Here is a 13,958-nt window from a genome sequence, read left to right on the forward strand (position 1 = left end):
GATAATCGAGATGTGTTTGCACAAGCGCTGGGTATCTTTTTTACAAGCAATCTCAGGAAAACGGGAACAAAAAAAGAAAGGATAGATTTGTTTGTTAGCCCTCTACTTTTTTCTGAGGACGAGAATAGTGACAACGAAGCCTATAGCGATAACAACGATGATTGCTGCGATTCCGGGTAGCAGGTACATGTCAGCTGCGTTTGCTGGTGCTTGCGTTGCTGGTGGCTGTGTCGGCGCTGCGGGGTCAACTGCAAAGCCTGTCTCTGCGTACGCTGGCCAGTAGCCGTTGGTGCCCTGGAAGCTTGCGATAACGGTGTATGCTCCTTCTATGTCGGGCGTCCATGGTAGTAGGTATGTGCCGCTTGCATCGGTTTTTGCTGTTCCAATGTTTCGGTAGTTCCCATTGGCATCAATGACATCGATTACCACATCGACACCTGTGAAGTTCGTCGGCAACGGTTTTTGCTGGTAGATATAGCTCATCCAATCAGTCATACTCTCATCCGATACGACTGGAACGCCATGTGGGAAGCGTGCTGCTTGCTCATCCTGTTGTGTGCCTGCGGAGATGTCGGTGACTGTGCCTTTAATTACGAGACCAGAGCCGAGGGCAACATTTGCCAATGGTGCATCCACTGTTAGGGCACTTGGGCCTCTGCCTAAAGTGTAGATTTGGTTGTCGTAGCCGTTGAAGTAGTTGCAGTAGCCATCTGCGATGGCATAGCTGTAGGAGTGGAATTCACCAGTGTAAGCTGAAAGCTGCCAAAGTTCGGAGCCGTCAGTTGCATTGATTGCTCTGACTGTTGCGCCTTTGTAGATGGGTGTGTTGACGGTGTGTTCGGTGGTGACAGTGTAGATGACGCCGTTTCCGATAGCATTAATCGCCATTGGATAGTTGCCTGGGACTGCAAAGCCACTGTTGGTGCTGTTGCCTTCGCCTCCGTTACCATAAGTCCACAGTAAGTCGCCGGTGAATTCGTCGTAACAATAGACTATGCCAGAGAATTCTGAGCTATAGACTTTGCCGTATGCTATGGAGCAGACGCGGTCTTCAATGCCGGGGATGCCGTAATAGTCCAGTGCTGCTTGAGAGTCTGTTGGACCCCACATCTTCTTGCCAGTGTCAAGGTTGTATGCGTTCCACTGCATTGTTTCTTTGTATCCTTCCAGGAAAACGCGCCCGATGGGGTCAGCCCCGCTTTGTACAACGGTGATGTTGCCAGATGGCGGTTGGATTGTGTTCTGCCATAGGATAGAACCAACAGTGCCCTTTGAGGAGTTTAGGTTAACAGCGAAGTAGGTGAAAGGTGTCCAGCTAGTCATAGAGGGTAAGGTGCCATTGTAGCAAAGCATTACGTCTTCAGGCCATGCAGCAACTACTGTAGTTTGCGTCATTGTGCTGCGCCAAGTTATAGGAATGTCGTAGTCATAGCGTGCGGGGGAGCTTGCGTTTACTGTGCCAGTGTTTGGGTTAATGTCAATTGCGGGTGTGATGCCGAAGCCAGATCCCAGGCTCTTAAAGCCAACGCCAGTCCACATGTTAGTTGAATTCCACTGCATTAATCGCCAGTTCGGCTCGCTTGTTGTGCCTGCATTGGTTATTACATAGCGTATTATTTCGCCGTTTGGACCCATCGCTGATGTAACTGCGTTTGGAAGCTGTGTAACATTGAATAACAATAGACCTGTGTCTGCATCATATGCCTGCGCAAAGTTGGCTGTAAAGAGAATTGCCGGTAGGACACCGTGCTGCTGGGGGTCTTGTAGGTCATAGATCAATGCGAAGGACAACGCTGGAATGTTCTTGGACCATATGAGTTTACCCGTGTGTAAATCAACGCAGTTAGTCGCGCCATAGCTAGCACCGCCAAGCATTGAGAATTCCGAATTGATTCCCTTGGGATCAGTGTAGTAGAGTTTCCCGTTAACGATTATGGGGTTGGTGTATCGGGGGATGTATGCTGAACCATCAAAGTAGGTGTCGCCAATGATTTCAAAGTCGTCTCCGCCCACTACACCACCGTTCTGGAGGGGTTTAGTCCACATAACGTGTGACGTTAATGAGCCGACGCCGTCAGGTAGAAAACGCGAACTGTATACTCCGAACATGTTGTTTATCTTAGGCGAGCCGTTACCAAGCCAGTTGGATGAAACTGTATACCAATAAGGATTTTCGCCGTAGATTGGTCGTGTCCAGTATTCAGATGGAAGCGGGTAACTATCTGGATAAGATGCGATTGGTTCTTCTTGGACGATGAGAAGAGTTGTTGCCCTGCTGGCTAGGTAGGTGTCATTTACATAATCGCCACTAGTACCTGCATAATTTTGCCCTGGAAAGTTGAAGGTTAAGTTGTAGGTGCCGGTCTGCGTTGGAGTAAATGAGAAACCTTGGCTGGAGGTTGTGTCTTCGATTGTGGCAAATGTTTCAGTTGTCACTTCGCCGTTTGGCGCAGTGATTGTTAATTGATAGTCATGGAATCGGATGTCGTTTCCGATAGCTGAGCCGGTTTGCACTTTATCGAGCCACATGTAGATGTATGCTGCTTGGTTGACGCCGATTGGGTTAGGTACTGCCTGGATGTAAGCGTAGGTTGGTATTTGCCAACCTGGGGTATGTGCTGTGGTGCTTGGTAGAAGTACCATTGAGGCACCCATTGAGATTATCAGGAATGTCGCTAGAAAAATGGCGTATGTTTTGGTGTTTGAAGATTTCATTTTGTTTTTTCTCCTTTAATTGTAAGCTCTTTCTTGCTTGCTTTTAGTATTTAACATTTTCCTAGAATACAGTAAAAAATCGGAAAAAGTAGTTATTAGCAGTTTGATGATAATCGTTTTTTACGAAATTTTGATTTGTAAATACGAAAGAAAAAAGCGAAGCGATTAATATAGTACCGCTCAAAATATCTCATGAGATGTCATCAAGTATAGACCTAATCGACGCAGCCATCCTAAAAGAACTCCTCATCGATGGACGCCAGAGTTTCACCCAGATTGCGATTAAAAACGGCACAACGAAAGAGGTCATTGCCAATCGATACAAAAAACTAAATAAAAACGGAGTTATAGTGGGCTCAACAGTACAAACAAGCCCTGTTTGTTCTGGAAACCAATTTGTCGCTGACTTCTTTACCGTCACGAACTTTCAGAATCTAAATCAACTAATGAACCTTGCATCAAAAATCCCCAACGTAATTGCTGCGATACCAATTAGAATAAAACGTACCATCATTGTGATCGCTGCCCTGAAGGATATGCAGCAGTTAGAGGCTGTTAGGGGGCAGCTTAAGAAATTGCCTTTGGTTGAAGATATTGATGTTAGAATCATAATGGGGGTGAGAACCATGCCGCACAACCTTTCAGTACTATCAGCCATTAAGGCACCCGAGGTTAAATTTAGGCGTACTGCGGAAACCGATATAGACGAATTGGACACACGAATTGTAAATAAGCTTCTAGTTGACTGTAGGGTGCCGTTTTACAAGATTGCCAAAGAGTTTGGTGTTTCAACCGACACAATAACCCGGAGGTACCAGCGGCTAAAACGCAACTGGCTCATTAAGCCGATCATTCAAATTAACGCTACTAAAATTGGTTATTTTGCCTTCGCAACGTTTAATCTATCGGTTTCAGAAAAAAACATGCAGGAAGCTATCGATCTCGTAACACACATTGAGAACGTTAACTTACTTGAGAAAACAAGTGGAAAATTTGACCTCTACTTTACTTTAATGATTAAAGACATTGAACAATTCACAACTGTGCAGGAGAAAATTGTGAATCTACCGGGCTTAACCAACCTAGAAGTGTACGTTATGAAGATGTTTGAAATTTGGCCGCCGGTTGGGGAGCTCATTTCGAACTTCTGACCTCTACTGGCTAGATGAAACACGGCCGTGTACACCATCCTTAGCGAGAGAGAATCGTTATTCTAAAAAGCTTCAATTTTGCTTGATTGCTACATCCCGACTATCTTGTACTTCGAATTGGATCCGGTGCAAAAGGGCAAGCGTTAGACTTTCCCGGAAGAAAAGGCGGCTTCTATTAAATAGTAAAATACCCTGTTTTAACTGCTATACGCAAAAGAGGTGGTGGCGCCGCCGAAAGGACTCGAACCTTTGACCTACTGATTAACAGTCAGTTGCACTACCGGGCTGTGCAACGGCGGCAAACCATCGGTGCTTCTGCCACTTTCACATCAAAATAAGTATTTAAGCTTAGTCGTTGCATCGCAGAATTATGCCCTATTCTACTTGCCGTACTTTGTGTTTTGCAATCGCCGAGAAGCCCTTGTAGAATTCCTTCATGATGCTCTGGTACCATTTGCCTTGGAAGGACATGTCGATGAGGCTGTCGACCCAGCGGAAATCATGTTCTGCGCATTGAATTAGCAGCTGCTTGTGGCGTTCGCCAAGTTGGGTTTTGTTAAACCAGTCTCTGGATTTAAGGTGCCCCAGCGGAACAAAGAACAGCGGCACGATGAGGCTGCGCATCTCCTTGAGGTCGTCGACCAGATCCATTGTTTGGGTAATGTCCTCCTCGGTTTCCTCGGGTAACCCCACGATGAGGGTGCATGCTGGAACCAGCTTGTTATCATGCATCAACCCCATACCATCCACGACCACGTCATGCCAGTTGTCAGCGCTAAACGGATGCGCTTTTGCAGGCATAATTTTCTTCGCGACCTTTGCTGAGCCGGTTTCGATGCCGATTTCTGCGCCCCACCAAGCTTGCTTTTGTAGAATAATTTGGGAGATTTGATTAAAAAGCTTAGGTGCTGCTGCGACGGCGGCGAGGGAGCAGTGGCTCCAGCTTATGCTTTCAATGGGTGCCATCACGGTCTGGTGGAGTTTTAGTAGTTTCTCCGGGTTGGGTATGGTGTCTTTTGAGCCGTATAACATGACGTCTTCGGCGTGGAGGCAGGCGCCTTTCACTCTGCCCGAGGATAGGTTAACGGTTAATTCATGCTGGATTTTCTCGATGGGGTACCATCTTAATGGACGTAGGGTAACGTTGCAGAATTGGCAGCCTCTACAGCAGCCGCGGCCGATTTCAAGCAATCCGTTGATGGATGGCCCCACAATATCTGGGATTTCCTCAACAGTAGGCACTTCTCCAAAGTTCACTTCGTAGTGGCGGGGTAATTCCTGCCCCTCCAGCGCAGCGCGGAAAAGTTTACCGATGACGTTTTCGCCTTCGCCCTCCACAACGCAGTCTATGCCTAACTCTTTGATGGCTTTTTCTCTGTACTTAAACTGCCAGGCGCCGGGTCCGCCGACGATGATTTTTAAGCCGTTCTGTTTAGCCTGCTGTATCTCTTGGCTTGTCAGCATGGCATGGAAGTACTTGGCTAGGTAGGGTTCTTTTTTAAATAGGGCTGCCAAGGTGGTGGATGCGGGGCCCAGGCCAAAGGGATCCATGGCGTGTATGCCTAGCACTTTGGCGTCTTTGAGTTTATATTTCAGGTGGTTGGGGCTTACTGTGTCGACGTTAAAACCCTCTTTTATTAGCTGCGCTTCGGTTTTCCGCAGTCCATAGGGCACCGTTTCGGGGTTTTCGCTGGTGACGTCAAGCGGTGGAAAAAACAGGTAACTGTAGAGCCATTCGGGGATGAAGTTTGGGGGTGCGCAGGTGCCGAAGCCGAGGAATTCGTTATGGTGGTAATTACTCATTAGGGTTCGGTCGGCGGTTAAAATTATGTCAGCCTGCTTTTGATATTCCATAAGCTTGCCTCCTCTAACTGCACTTTTTAGAGGAAAATCTAGTCATTCAAAGAGGGATATAACTTTATTGCTTGCTCGCTATGTAACAACTTCTCTGCGTATAAATAGGCAGACTTTCAGGTTTAGGGACAAGTTACCCTGAAGCTAACAGTATCTATGTCAAAGCGCAAGCTAGGAAATTTTACATTAACGGAGATGTTTTTGCGTTTTGACTAGAAAAATGTATATCAAGGGATTCGTCATTTTTACTGAGACACACTTTAGAGAAGGGACTGCTTTGAACACAATGGTAGAGTTTAGATGGCACGGTAGAGGCGGTCAGGGCGCTTGGACGGCCAGTGAACTTTTGGCCAGAACTGCCCTCGACGAAGGCAAATATATTCAGTCGTTCCCCGAGTTCGGTCCTGAACGGATGGGGGCGCCTGTGACTGCGTTTACCCGAATCAGCACACAACCAATACGGTTGCACTGCGCAATCTATGACCCCGACGTTGTCGTGGTACTGGACAACACGCTTTTGAAAACGGTACCTGTAACGGCCGGATTAAACCGCGATGACGATTGTCTAATCATAAACTCAAGTGAAGACCCCCGAGAATTAAAGGAGCACCTGCGGGTTGTGAAAGGCAAAGTATGGACTGTTCCCGCAACCGAAATTGCCCTAAAGATTCTGGGAGCACCGATAACCAACACTGCCCTGCTGGGAGCAGTTGCCAAAGCCACCGATATAGTGAGTCTCTCCGGCATCGAGAAGACACTGGGGGGTCGTTTCCGCAAGGATTTGGCAGAGAAGAACTTTGCCGTTATCCAGGAAGCATACAAGGAGGCAAAATCCAGTGAGTAAAGAGAAAGGTTGGAAGGAAATCGCGTTGGCAGGCGTCTGCCCTAAATCCAGCATCGGATTCATGACAGGCGACTGGAAAACATTCATGCCTATACGAGACCTCGAAAAATGCAGCGTCTGCTTGACCTGCGTGATGATGTGCCCCGAAGGAGCAATTCGGCATCGTCCCGAGGCGGGTAAGGTAGAGTTTGATATGACCTTCTGCAAGGGCTGCGGCATATGCGCTAACGTCTGCCCCACGAAGGCAATAACCATGAAAATAGAGGAGGAAGAATAGTTGGCACAGCAAACTAAGCAGGAAACAATGGCTCTTAACGGCGACGAAGCAGTAGCCCATGCAGCTAAACAATGTAACGTCGATGTCGTCGCAGCCTACCCCATTACTCCCCAGACCATTATGGTTGAGAAATTCAGCGAATACGTCGCCAACGGCGAAGTCCAAACGCAATTCGTCTGCACCGAATCCGAACACAGCGCCATGACCGCATGCATCGCTGCCGCAGCGACGGGTGTACGCACCTTCACGGCAAGCGCCTCAGCTGGGTTGGCTTTGATGAATGAAATGCTCTTTGTCGCCTCAGGCTGCCGCACACCCATTGTTATGGCGATTGCAAACCGCGCGTTATCTGCGCCGCTCAACATTCACGGCGACCAATCTGACAGCATGGCGGCACGTGACAGCGGCTGGATGCATGTTTACGTTGAGAACGCACAGGAAGCCTACGACTCCATCATTCAAGCCTTCAAGATTGCCGAGGACCTTGATGTGTCTTTGCCGATGCTTGTGGGTTTAGACGGCTTCACTTTGAGTCACTCGCTGGAAAACGTCAACGTCTTGCCGGACGATGTGGTTGCCAAATTCGTTGGAGACCGGCAACTGCCCAAGGTGTTGACCCACGAGGGGAAAACTGTGCCGTTTAAGCTTGACCCCGCCAACCCCATGACTATGGGGCCCGTTGCGTTCCAGAACTACTATTTCGAGTTCAAGCGGCAACAGGAAGAAGGCATGGCGAACGCGCTCAAGAAGATCCGACAAGTCCACGATGAATACGCTAAGCTCAGCGGACGAAGCTACGGCAACGGGCTAGTTGACCGCTACCGCCTCGACGACGCCGAAGTCATCGTTGTCTGTGTTGGCTCAACCGCAGGCACCCTTAAAGTCATCGTGGATGAACTTCGCGGCGAAGGCATCAAAGCTGGATTGCTGCGGCTACGCACTTTCCGTCCGCTGCCTGTTGAGGAACTGCAGAATGCACTAAAGAACGCTAAAGCCATCGCCGTTATGGATAAAAGCATGAGTTTCGGTGGATTCGGAGGCGCAGTTTTCCATGAAGTCCGCCATGTACTCTACGACACCGGCGCACGGATGCCCGTCGTTAACTTCATCTATGGCCTTGGCGGCAGAGACTACAGCACCCGTGAACTCCGCAAAGTCTTCGAGTACCTAACCACCATTGCAAAGTCAGGTAATGCCGAAACCAAAGTGCATTATCTGGGACTCAGGGAGTAAGGAGGAAAAAAACCATGACTACACAAGAATGGAAATTCACCGCAAAAGACATCGCGGCAAAACCCGACCTGTTCCTTTCTGGTCACCGGGCCTGCGCAGGCTGCGGACCTGCTTCTGCACTGCGTCTGGTCATGAAAGCCACCCGTGGACCAACCATCGTCACTCAAGCAACCGGCTGCATGGAGGTTGTCTCCTCGATTTACCCCTACACTTCATGGGCTGTTCCCTGGCTGCACACTGCATTCGAGAACGCTGCGGCGAACGCCTCAGGCATCGCGGCGGCGCTTAAAGCCCTCGAGCAGAAGGGCCAACTCAAAGAGCATGTTGACGTCATCGCCATCGCCGGCGACGGCGGCACCTTTGACATCGGATTGCAGGCTCTCTCAGGCGCTGTGGAGCGGGGACATGACTTCCTTTTTGTACTCTACGATAACGAAGGCTACATGAACACTGGCATCCAGCGCAGCGGCGGCACCCCCACGGGCGCAGCCACCACCACAACCCCCGCGGGCAAAGTGATACCTGGCAAACTGGAAAAGAAAAAACCCATCGCTGAAATCATGCTGGCGCACGAAATGGAATACGTTGCTACAGCCTCGCCTTACTACTGGAAGGATATGCTGACAAAAATCCGCAAGGGCCTAGAAGTGGAGGGACCCGCGTTTGTGCATCTGTTTGCTCCTTGTCCCCGAGGCTGGAGAAGCGACCCTGCAAAAACGATGGAGTACGCTAAGCTCGCAGTGGAGTCCTGTGTGTTTCCGCTTTGGGAAGCAGTTAACGGGAAACGGCAGCTCTCGATCCCCAGCAAAGTAATCTCTATGGCGCCCCAGAAGAAGCGGCCTGTCAAAGATTACCTGGAGGGTCAGGGTCGGTTCCGTCACCTCTTTACCCCGCAGTTCAGCCACGTCCTGCAGGAGATTCAGCAGGTGACTGATGAGCGCTGGGCAAAGCTGCTGCAGAAATGTGATGGATCAGTTCCCTAAACCTTTCCCTTTTTTGTTTTCCCGATATATTATCGGTTGGTTAGCTGCTTATCGTTACCCTACACGCTTGTTTCTACTATTTGCCCCTGTGATATCTGAGGTTTACGATTTTTTACAGTGATTATTTAACTAGGAGAAACACAGCTTTCTGATTGACCGTGATGTAGTGAGCCAAAAAAACATCCTGCAGCTAAACCTCGCCAACGTCGAACAATCCCTCCTCGACGTCCAAACAAACTGGAAGAACATCGACGATGAGTTAGCCCGCAGAAAAATCGGTCGCCGCGACACCGCCTTCGATGGGGTAGTCCGAGGCAGAATGATGGCTGCCTACCGTCACCTCGACGTGCAGCTACGGCGGGGGGTTGAGCCGTTTTCGCAGGCAAGCATCCCTGAGATGCTGGAGCTCAACTGCCTGGTGCATTACGGCGTTGACTGGGACCTGCGGCTGGAGTACCACAAGGCAATAATGGCGACGTCTGAGAAATTCTACAGCCAAATCATCCCCCTCCAGAAATGGTACAGAAAACACATGAAGGGCGAACCGCATCCGCTTAAAGTCGCCGCGGAAATCTACGTGGCAATACTTGGTCACCCCCAGCTGTTCATAGAGGGCAACCACCGCACCGGCAGCATAATCTCAAGCTGGATAAGCATGTACCATGGCCGCCCACCTTTCGTGCTCAGCGTAGATAACGCAGTCGCGTACTTTAAGCCCTCTGCGGAAATCAAAAAGTTCGCTGACAAAGCCACCTGGCGTGGACGACAGCGTCTGCCCAAGTACCGCCGAAGCTTCAAGGAGTTCTGGGAAGCAAACATCGACGCCAAATACGTCGAGGGCGCCAAACCTAAAAAGTAGCTTCTGAGAGGGTCACCTTTTCGAAAGGGACGCCCTTGAAAAGGACTCAAATGAGTTTTGCCATCGGGAAATTTTTAAAGTACAAGGCAGGGATAGTAATCGGTGTGTTGTAGTACGCAGGCCATCGCTTTCCTGACTGCAGAGGTAATTATTACCTTACTCTTTGCTTTGTTTATCTCAGACTTTAGAAGCAAAAAGGGGACCGCTCCCTTAGTGAATCAGAAATTTATCACCCTAATGAAGCTTCTTTACCTGTTTCCCCTTTGCATTTCTTTCTATGCCCTCTTGTCTCTCTCATGGATATCGCTCCTAGACGTTATCGGTCTAGCAATTACAGCTTTAGGAACAGGGCTTGTTATAAAAGCAAAGATTGACTTGGGAAAATGCCATTCCTGGACGGGGTATTGCTTCAAAAATTCAAGCCTAAAATTTCACGGAGTCTACGCTTACATTAGGCATCCCCTATACACGGGTATATTTCTTTATGCCCTGGGCGGTTTGGTTATATTGATTCCGCATGTCGCATGGTATTTTTCCGCAATCGTGCTTTTTTCTTTGGCGTATATACTGCCCTTTATTGCTTATTTGGCTCGCAAAGAAACCCTCTATCTTACTGAAGCATTCGGAGCCTCTTTTTTGGACTACAAAAGTCAAGTTCACGCCTTTTTACCACTGCGAAAATATTCAACCAAACCGCCATCAACTGTTGTAGGTGGGCTCTTAGGTGGCAAATCATCTGTATAGCTAGGGACAAGCCCTAAACTTGTCATTTTCGCCACCTCACACTCAAGATCCACATCATCTTTGTGTCTGCGGGGCCAGACTCGTCATCGCCCACCCAACCCAAAACAGCCCCATCAGCCTTTAAATGTTCAGGTAGCCCCCGAAGAATCCGTTTTTCTGCATCAAAGTTTAAAGGGCGCCGAATCATCAATCATTTAAAAAATAAAGTGACCTTATGCCGTTTTGCCGAAAATGCGGACGCCGCCTCGTCGAGTACAGCGAGTGCTGCCCAGACTGCGGAACCTCCACCACCGCCCCCATGGTGAACTTCAAAAAAGCTAGCAGAAGCCATAACTTCAAGGCGCCCGAAAAAGGCAAAGTCATCAGGGCAGTTCTTCCCCCCGCCTCGCCCGTGGTCATAAAAGTAAAATCCCCCTCCAAAGCCTCCGCACCCACCGAAAAGCATGAGATAGCAGCGGAAATCCTCATTCCACCCCAAGCAAAAGCCCCCGCCCCAGCTAAACGACCCGTAAAGATTGCGCCGCCGGCGGAGGATGCGCCCATCAAGATTTTCGTTCCGCCTAAGGCATCAGCGGCGGCTAAACCTATTTTCTCCACTAAACATAAGCTAACAACTAAACGCAAAGTTACCCTGCCCCCCCGGGTCGTAATAAGACCCACTGAGGTAACCACGGAACCCCCCCTTGCGCGTCAGCCGCCTAAACCTGCAGCTCAAATCCAAAAGCCAAAACCTGAAAAGCCCCCGGCACCACCCAAACCCGCCGAAGCATCTAAACCGGTTGTCCCGCCTAAACCCGTCACGCCTGCCCCCGTTTATCCACCTCACAAAATCATAAAGAGCAACGTGTCGGTTAAAGAGGACATCTTAGCTAACCCCCATGACTACGAGTCGGAGAGCTTCGAGTTTGACCTCACATGCGAAAACGGGCACTTCTTTGCCGAGGGAACTTCTCTTCCGGTTTCTAAGGGTAAAGCGTACTGTCCCCAATGCGGCGAGCAACTGCGAAAGCCTAAGCCTAAACATGGCAGGCGCCGATACCACCGCTACTAACAGGCAGAGCGCTAGATTTTGACGCTGATTTCCACGCCGTCCCCAGCTAATTCAACGTAGCGGCTTTGGTAGTTGCCGCTGGTCCGCACGTAGCTAAGGTAATCCGCCATTTGGTCAGCGAAGACCCCTGCGTTATCCGCGAAGATTACGGCGCCGCTGCTCAGCAAAGGCTCAGCGAGCTTGAGGTATTGTAGGTACTCGGCTTTTTCTGCGTCGATAAAGGCGAAGTCGAAGGGTCCATGTAGCGTAGCTATAACGTCGAGGGCGTCTCCTACGATGACGTTGATTTTAGGGGGCACGTTGGCTCTCTGGATATTCAGGTTTGCCAGTTCTGCTTCGTCCTCGTGGATTTCTATGGTTATCATCTCTGAGTCCGCAGCCATTTCCCTGCCCATCAAAATCGCTGAGTAGCCAATCAAGGTGCCTACCTCCAGCACATGCTTAGGCTGGGCTTTGTGCACTTCCTCCGCTAGCAGCTTGCCCTTGACGGGTCCGATGATGGGTAGAAAACTCTTCTGCGAAGCCTCCTCAATCTGCCCAAGCACCCCCTCCGCCCCGCTAAGCATCGATTCTGCTGTCATAGCGGCACCTTCATTTTATCTAGAAACTTTGCTTGCAGCTTAGCCACTTTGGGTGCGATGACGGCTTGGCAGTAGGGTTCTTTGGGATGCAGCTTGTAGTAGTCTTTATGGTAGGTTTCAGCCCTGTAGAAGTGGGTGAGGGGCACCACTTCGGTGACGATGGGGCGGCTCCAGATGTCCTCGTCGTTAAGTTCATCGATAAGCTCCACCGCGATTCTCCGCTGTTGCTCGTTCTGGTAGAATATGGCGCTGCGGTACTGTGTGCCCACGTCGGCGCCTTGGCGGTTAAGCGAGGTGGGATCATGCATGGTGAAGAAGATTTCGAGGATTTCGCGGTAGCTGACGGCTTTGGGGTCAAAGTAGATTTGCGCTGCCTCCGCATGCCCCGTTTCGCCCGTGGAAACCTGCTCGTAGCTGGGGTTAGGCACGACGCCGCCGGTGTAGCCGGGCATGATGAATTCGACGCCCCGGATGATGCCAAACGCCGCTTCAGTGCACCAAAAGCACCCTGCCGCCAACGTGGCAACCTCGAGGTTCTTAGCTTCGCTTGATTTGTCACTCATACAAAACACGCCTACACCTTTAATGCTAGCAGCGGGGGCATTAATGGTTTGTGGCAGAGGGCTGGGAATGTTTTTACCCGTCAAGCTGCATCCAAATAGGCATGGCGAAGGCAATGGCTACTCCACTGAGTAAAATCAAAGTTACGCCGCTGGCATCGGAGAGCTTCGGCGTGCGCTCCATGTGCACACTGGTGCAGACCCCCGACGTAGCCGTGCTCCTCGACGCAGGCATCTCGCTTTGTCCCTACCGCTTCAATTTGCCCCCCCATCCCATCGAATTCCAAACTATCCAGCGCCTGCGCCAAACCATCGCAGCCGCCGCCGACCACGCCTCCGTCGTCACCATCAGCCACTACCACTTCGACCACCACACCCCCAGCTACACGGATTGGGTCGTAAACTGGACCGAGGATGGCGAGACAGCGCGGCAAATCTATGGGGGCAAGGTGGTGCTGGCAAAAAACGCCAAGGAGAACATTAATGCGAGTCAGCGGCAGCGGGCATGGATGTTCCAGAAGACAGGCGGCAAGTACGCGGCGTCTGTTGAAGCGGCAGACGGCAAAACCTTCCGCTTCGGCGAAACGGAGCTGCAGTTTTCGGTGGCGGTGCCGCATGGCGCCGAGGATGGCATGCTGGGCTGGGTCATCATGACGTCGGTGCAATGCGGCGGGGAACGGTTTATGCATGCCCCCGACGTACAGGGCCCCATGTCCACAGGCACAGCCAACTTGATTCTGCAAGCTAAACCAGATGTGCTCATGCTTGGGGGACCGCCGCTGTATCTGGCGGGGTTCCGCGTTGAGCAGAGCCAGCTTGATTTGGCGCAGAGAAACCTTGAGCGCCTCGCCGAGGCGGTGCCAGTTGTGGTTTTGGAGCATCATGCGCTTCGGGATGAGTTCTGGCGAAGCAAAATGGATGCGATTTACCAGAAAGCCCAAGATGCGGGACACCAAATCATAACTGCCGCCGAGTACGCAGGCAAAGAAAACCTGTTCTTGGAAGCTAAACGGAGGCAGCTCTACCATGACTATCCGCCTTCGGAGGAATTCAAGCAGTGGACTAAGACGCTAAACCGCAAAGAAATCGCCAAACCCCCCCTCTAG

The 13,958-nt window shown here is 50.5% G+C and carries 13 protein-coding genes and 1 tRNA gene; 9 read left to right on the top strand and 5 right to left on the bottom strand.

Annotated elements, in window-relative coordinates:
* Positions 1-102: 102 nt before the first annotated feature.
* Positions 103-2,643: a PQQ-binding-like beta-propeller repeat protein gene (locus tag NWE93_03795; GenBank protein ID MCW3999343.1), complete on the bottom strand. Its 2,541-nt coding sequence runs from the start codon at positions 2,641-2,643 to the stop codon at positions 103-105.
* A 269-nt stretch (positions 2,644-2,912) separates the two neighbouring features.
* Here NWE93_03795 and NWE93_03800 point away from each other — a divergent pair, with 269 nt between their 5' ends.
* Positions 2,913-3,866 (top strand): Lrp/AsnC family transcriptional regulator, encoded by a 954-nt coding sequence (locus NWE93_03800; protein MCW3999344.1) that lies wholly within the window; start codon positions 2,913-2,915, stop codon positions 3,864-3,866.
* A gap of 223 nt (positions 3,867-4,089) precedes the next feature.
* Here NWE93_03800 and NWE93_03805 read toward each other — a convergent pair.
* Together NWE93_03805 and NWE93_03810 are read right to left on the bottom strand one after the other, a co-directional pair.
* A tRNA-Asn gene (locus NWE93_03805) sits at positions 4,090-4,166 on the bottom strand.
* Between the two features lie 75 nt (positions 4,167-4,241).
* Positions 4,242-5,720: a B12-binding domain-containing radical SAM protein gene (locus NWE93_03810; protein MCW3999345.1), complete on the bottom strand. Its 1,479-nt coding sequence runs from the start codon at positions 5,718-5,720 to the stop codon at positions 4,242-4,244.
* Positions 5,721-6,006: 286 nt separating this feature from the next.
* Here NWE93_03810 and NWE93_03815 point away from each other — a divergent pair, with 286 nt between their 5' ends.
* The 7 genes from NWE93_03815 to NWE93_03845 all read left to right on the top strand — a co-directional run bounded on the left by NWE93_03815 (position 6,007) and on the right by NWE93_03845 (position 11,711).
* Entirely contained in the window at positions 6,007-6,564 is a 558-nt protein-coding gene (locus NWE93_03815; protein ID MCW3999346.1) for a 2-oxoacid:acceptor oxidoreductase family protein, read from the top strand.
* Positions 6,557-6,841, top strand: a complete 285-nt coding sequence (locus tag NWE93_03820) for a 4Fe-4S binding protein (protein MCW3999347.1) — start codon at positions 6,557-6,559, stop codon at positions 6,839-6,841. The genes NWE93_03815 and NWE93_03820 overlap by 8 nt, the downstream gene beginning before the upstream one ends.
* A gap of 27 nt (positions 6,842-6,868) precedes the next feature.
* Positions 6,869-8,074 (top strand): pyruvate ferredoxin oxidoreductase, encoded by a 1,206-nt coding sequence (gene porA / locus NWE93_03825; protein ID MCW3999348.1) that lies wholly within the window; start codon positions 6,869-6,871, stop codon positions 8,072-8,074.
* Positions 8,075-8,088: 14 nt separating this feature from the next.
* Positions 8,089-9,057 carry a thiamine pyrophosphate-dependent enzyme gene (locus NWE93_03830; GenBank protein MCW3999349.1) on the top strand — a complete coding sequence of 323 codons (969 nt, stop codon included), beginning with the start codon at positions 8,089-8,091 and terminating at the stop codon, positions 9,055-9,057.
* A 166-nt stretch (positions 9,058-9,223) separates the two neighbouring features.
* Positions 9,224-9,916: a hypothetical protein gene (locus tag NWE93_03835; GenBank protein MCW3999350.1), complete on the top strand. Its 693-nt coding sequence runs from the start codon at positions 9,224-9,226 to the stop codon at positions 9,914-9,916.
* Between the two features lie 213 nt (positions 9,917-10,129).
* The gene (locus NWE93_03840; GenBank protein ID MCW3999351.1) at positions 10,130-10,660 is read left to right on the top strand and encodes a hypothetical protein; all 531 of its coding nucleotides are present in this window, start codon (positions 10,130-10,132) and stop codon (positions 10,658-10,660) included.
* A gap of 214 nt (positions 10,661-10,874) precedes the next feature.
* The gene (locus tag NWE93_03845; GenBank protein MCW3999352.1) at positions 10,875-11,711 is read left to right on the top strand and encodes a hypothetical protein; all 837 of its coding nucleotides are present in this window, start codon (positions 10,875-10,877) and stop codon (positions 11,709-11,711) included.
* An 11-nt stretch (positions 11,712-11,722) separates the two neighbouring features.
* On the opposite strand, the gene NWE93_03850 is transcribed toward NWE93_03845, so the two are convergent.
* Positions 11,723-12,292 carry an O-methyltransferase gene (locus NWE93_03850; protein ID MCW3999353.1) on the bottom strand — a complete coding sequence of 190 codons (570 nt, stop codon included), beginning with the start codon at positions 12,290-12,292 and terminating at the stop codon, positions 11,723-11,725.
* Positions 12,289-12,855: a peptide-methionine (S)-S-oxide reductase MsrA gene (msrA, locus tag NWE93_03855; protein ID MCW3999354.1), complete on the bottom strand. Its 567-nt coding sequence runs from the start codon at positions 12,853-12,855 to the stop codon at positions 12,289-12,291. The genes NWE93_03850 and msrA overlap by 4 nt, the downstream gene beginning before the upstream one ends.
* A 113-nt stretch (positions 12,856-12,968) precedes the next feature.
* On the opposite strand from msrA, the gene NWE93_03860 reads away from it, so the two are divergent.
* Positions 12,969-13,958: a hypothetical protein gene (locus NWE93_03860; GenBank protein ID MCW3999355.1), complete on the top strand. Its 990-nt coding sequence runs from the start codon at positions 12,969-12,971 to the stop codon at positions 13,956-13,958.

This window comes from Candidatus Bathyarchaeota archaeon, assembly GCA_026014735.1.
Taxonomy (GTDB): domain Archaea; phylum Thermoproteota; class Bathyarchaeia; order Bathyarchaeales; family Bathycorpusculaceae; genus Bathycorpusculum.

Excerpts from the sequence above, each read along its gene's own strand:
- NWE93_03795 (MCW3999343.1), bottom strand. The coding sequence starts at position 2,643 with ATGGTACTTCTACCAAGCACCACAGCACATACCCCAGGTTGGCAAATA.
- NWE93_03800 (MCW3999344.1), top strand. The coding sequence starts at position 2,913 with ATGTCATCAAGTATAGACCTAATCGACGCAGCCATCCTAAAAGAACTC.
- NWE93_03810 (MCW3999345.1), bottom strand. The coding sequence starts at position 5,720 with ATGGAATATCAAAAGCAGGCTGACATAATTTTAACCGCCGACCGAACC.
- NWE93_03815 (MCW3999346.1), top strand. The coding sequence starts at position 6,007 with ATGGTAGAGTTTAGATGGCACGGTAGAGGCGGTCAGGGCGCTTGGACG.
- porA (MCW3999348.1), top strand. The coding sequence starts at position 6,869 with ATGGCTCTTAACGGCGACGAAGCAGTAGCCCATGCAGCTAAACAATGT.
- NWE93_03830 (MCW3999349.1), top strand. The coding sequence starts at position 8,089 with ATGACTACACAAGAATGGAAATTCACCGCAAAAGACATCGCGGCAAAA.
- NWE93_03845 (MCW3999352.1), top strand. The coding sequence starts at position 10,875 with ATGCCGTTTTGCCGAAAATGCGGACGCCGCCTCGTCGAGTACAGCGAG.
- NWE93_03850 (MCW3999353.1), bottom strand. The coding sequence starts at position 12,292 with ATGACAGCAGAATCGATGCTTAGCGGGGCGGAGGGGGTGCTTGGGCAG.
- msrA (MCW3999354.1), bottom strand. The coding sequence starts at position 12,855 with ATGAGTGACAAATCAAGCGAAGCTAAGAACCTCGAGGTTGCCACGTTG.
- NWE93_03860 (MCW3999355.1), top strand. The coding sequence starts at position 12,969 with ATGGCTACTCCACTGAGTAAAATCAAAGTTACGCCGCTGGCATCGGAG.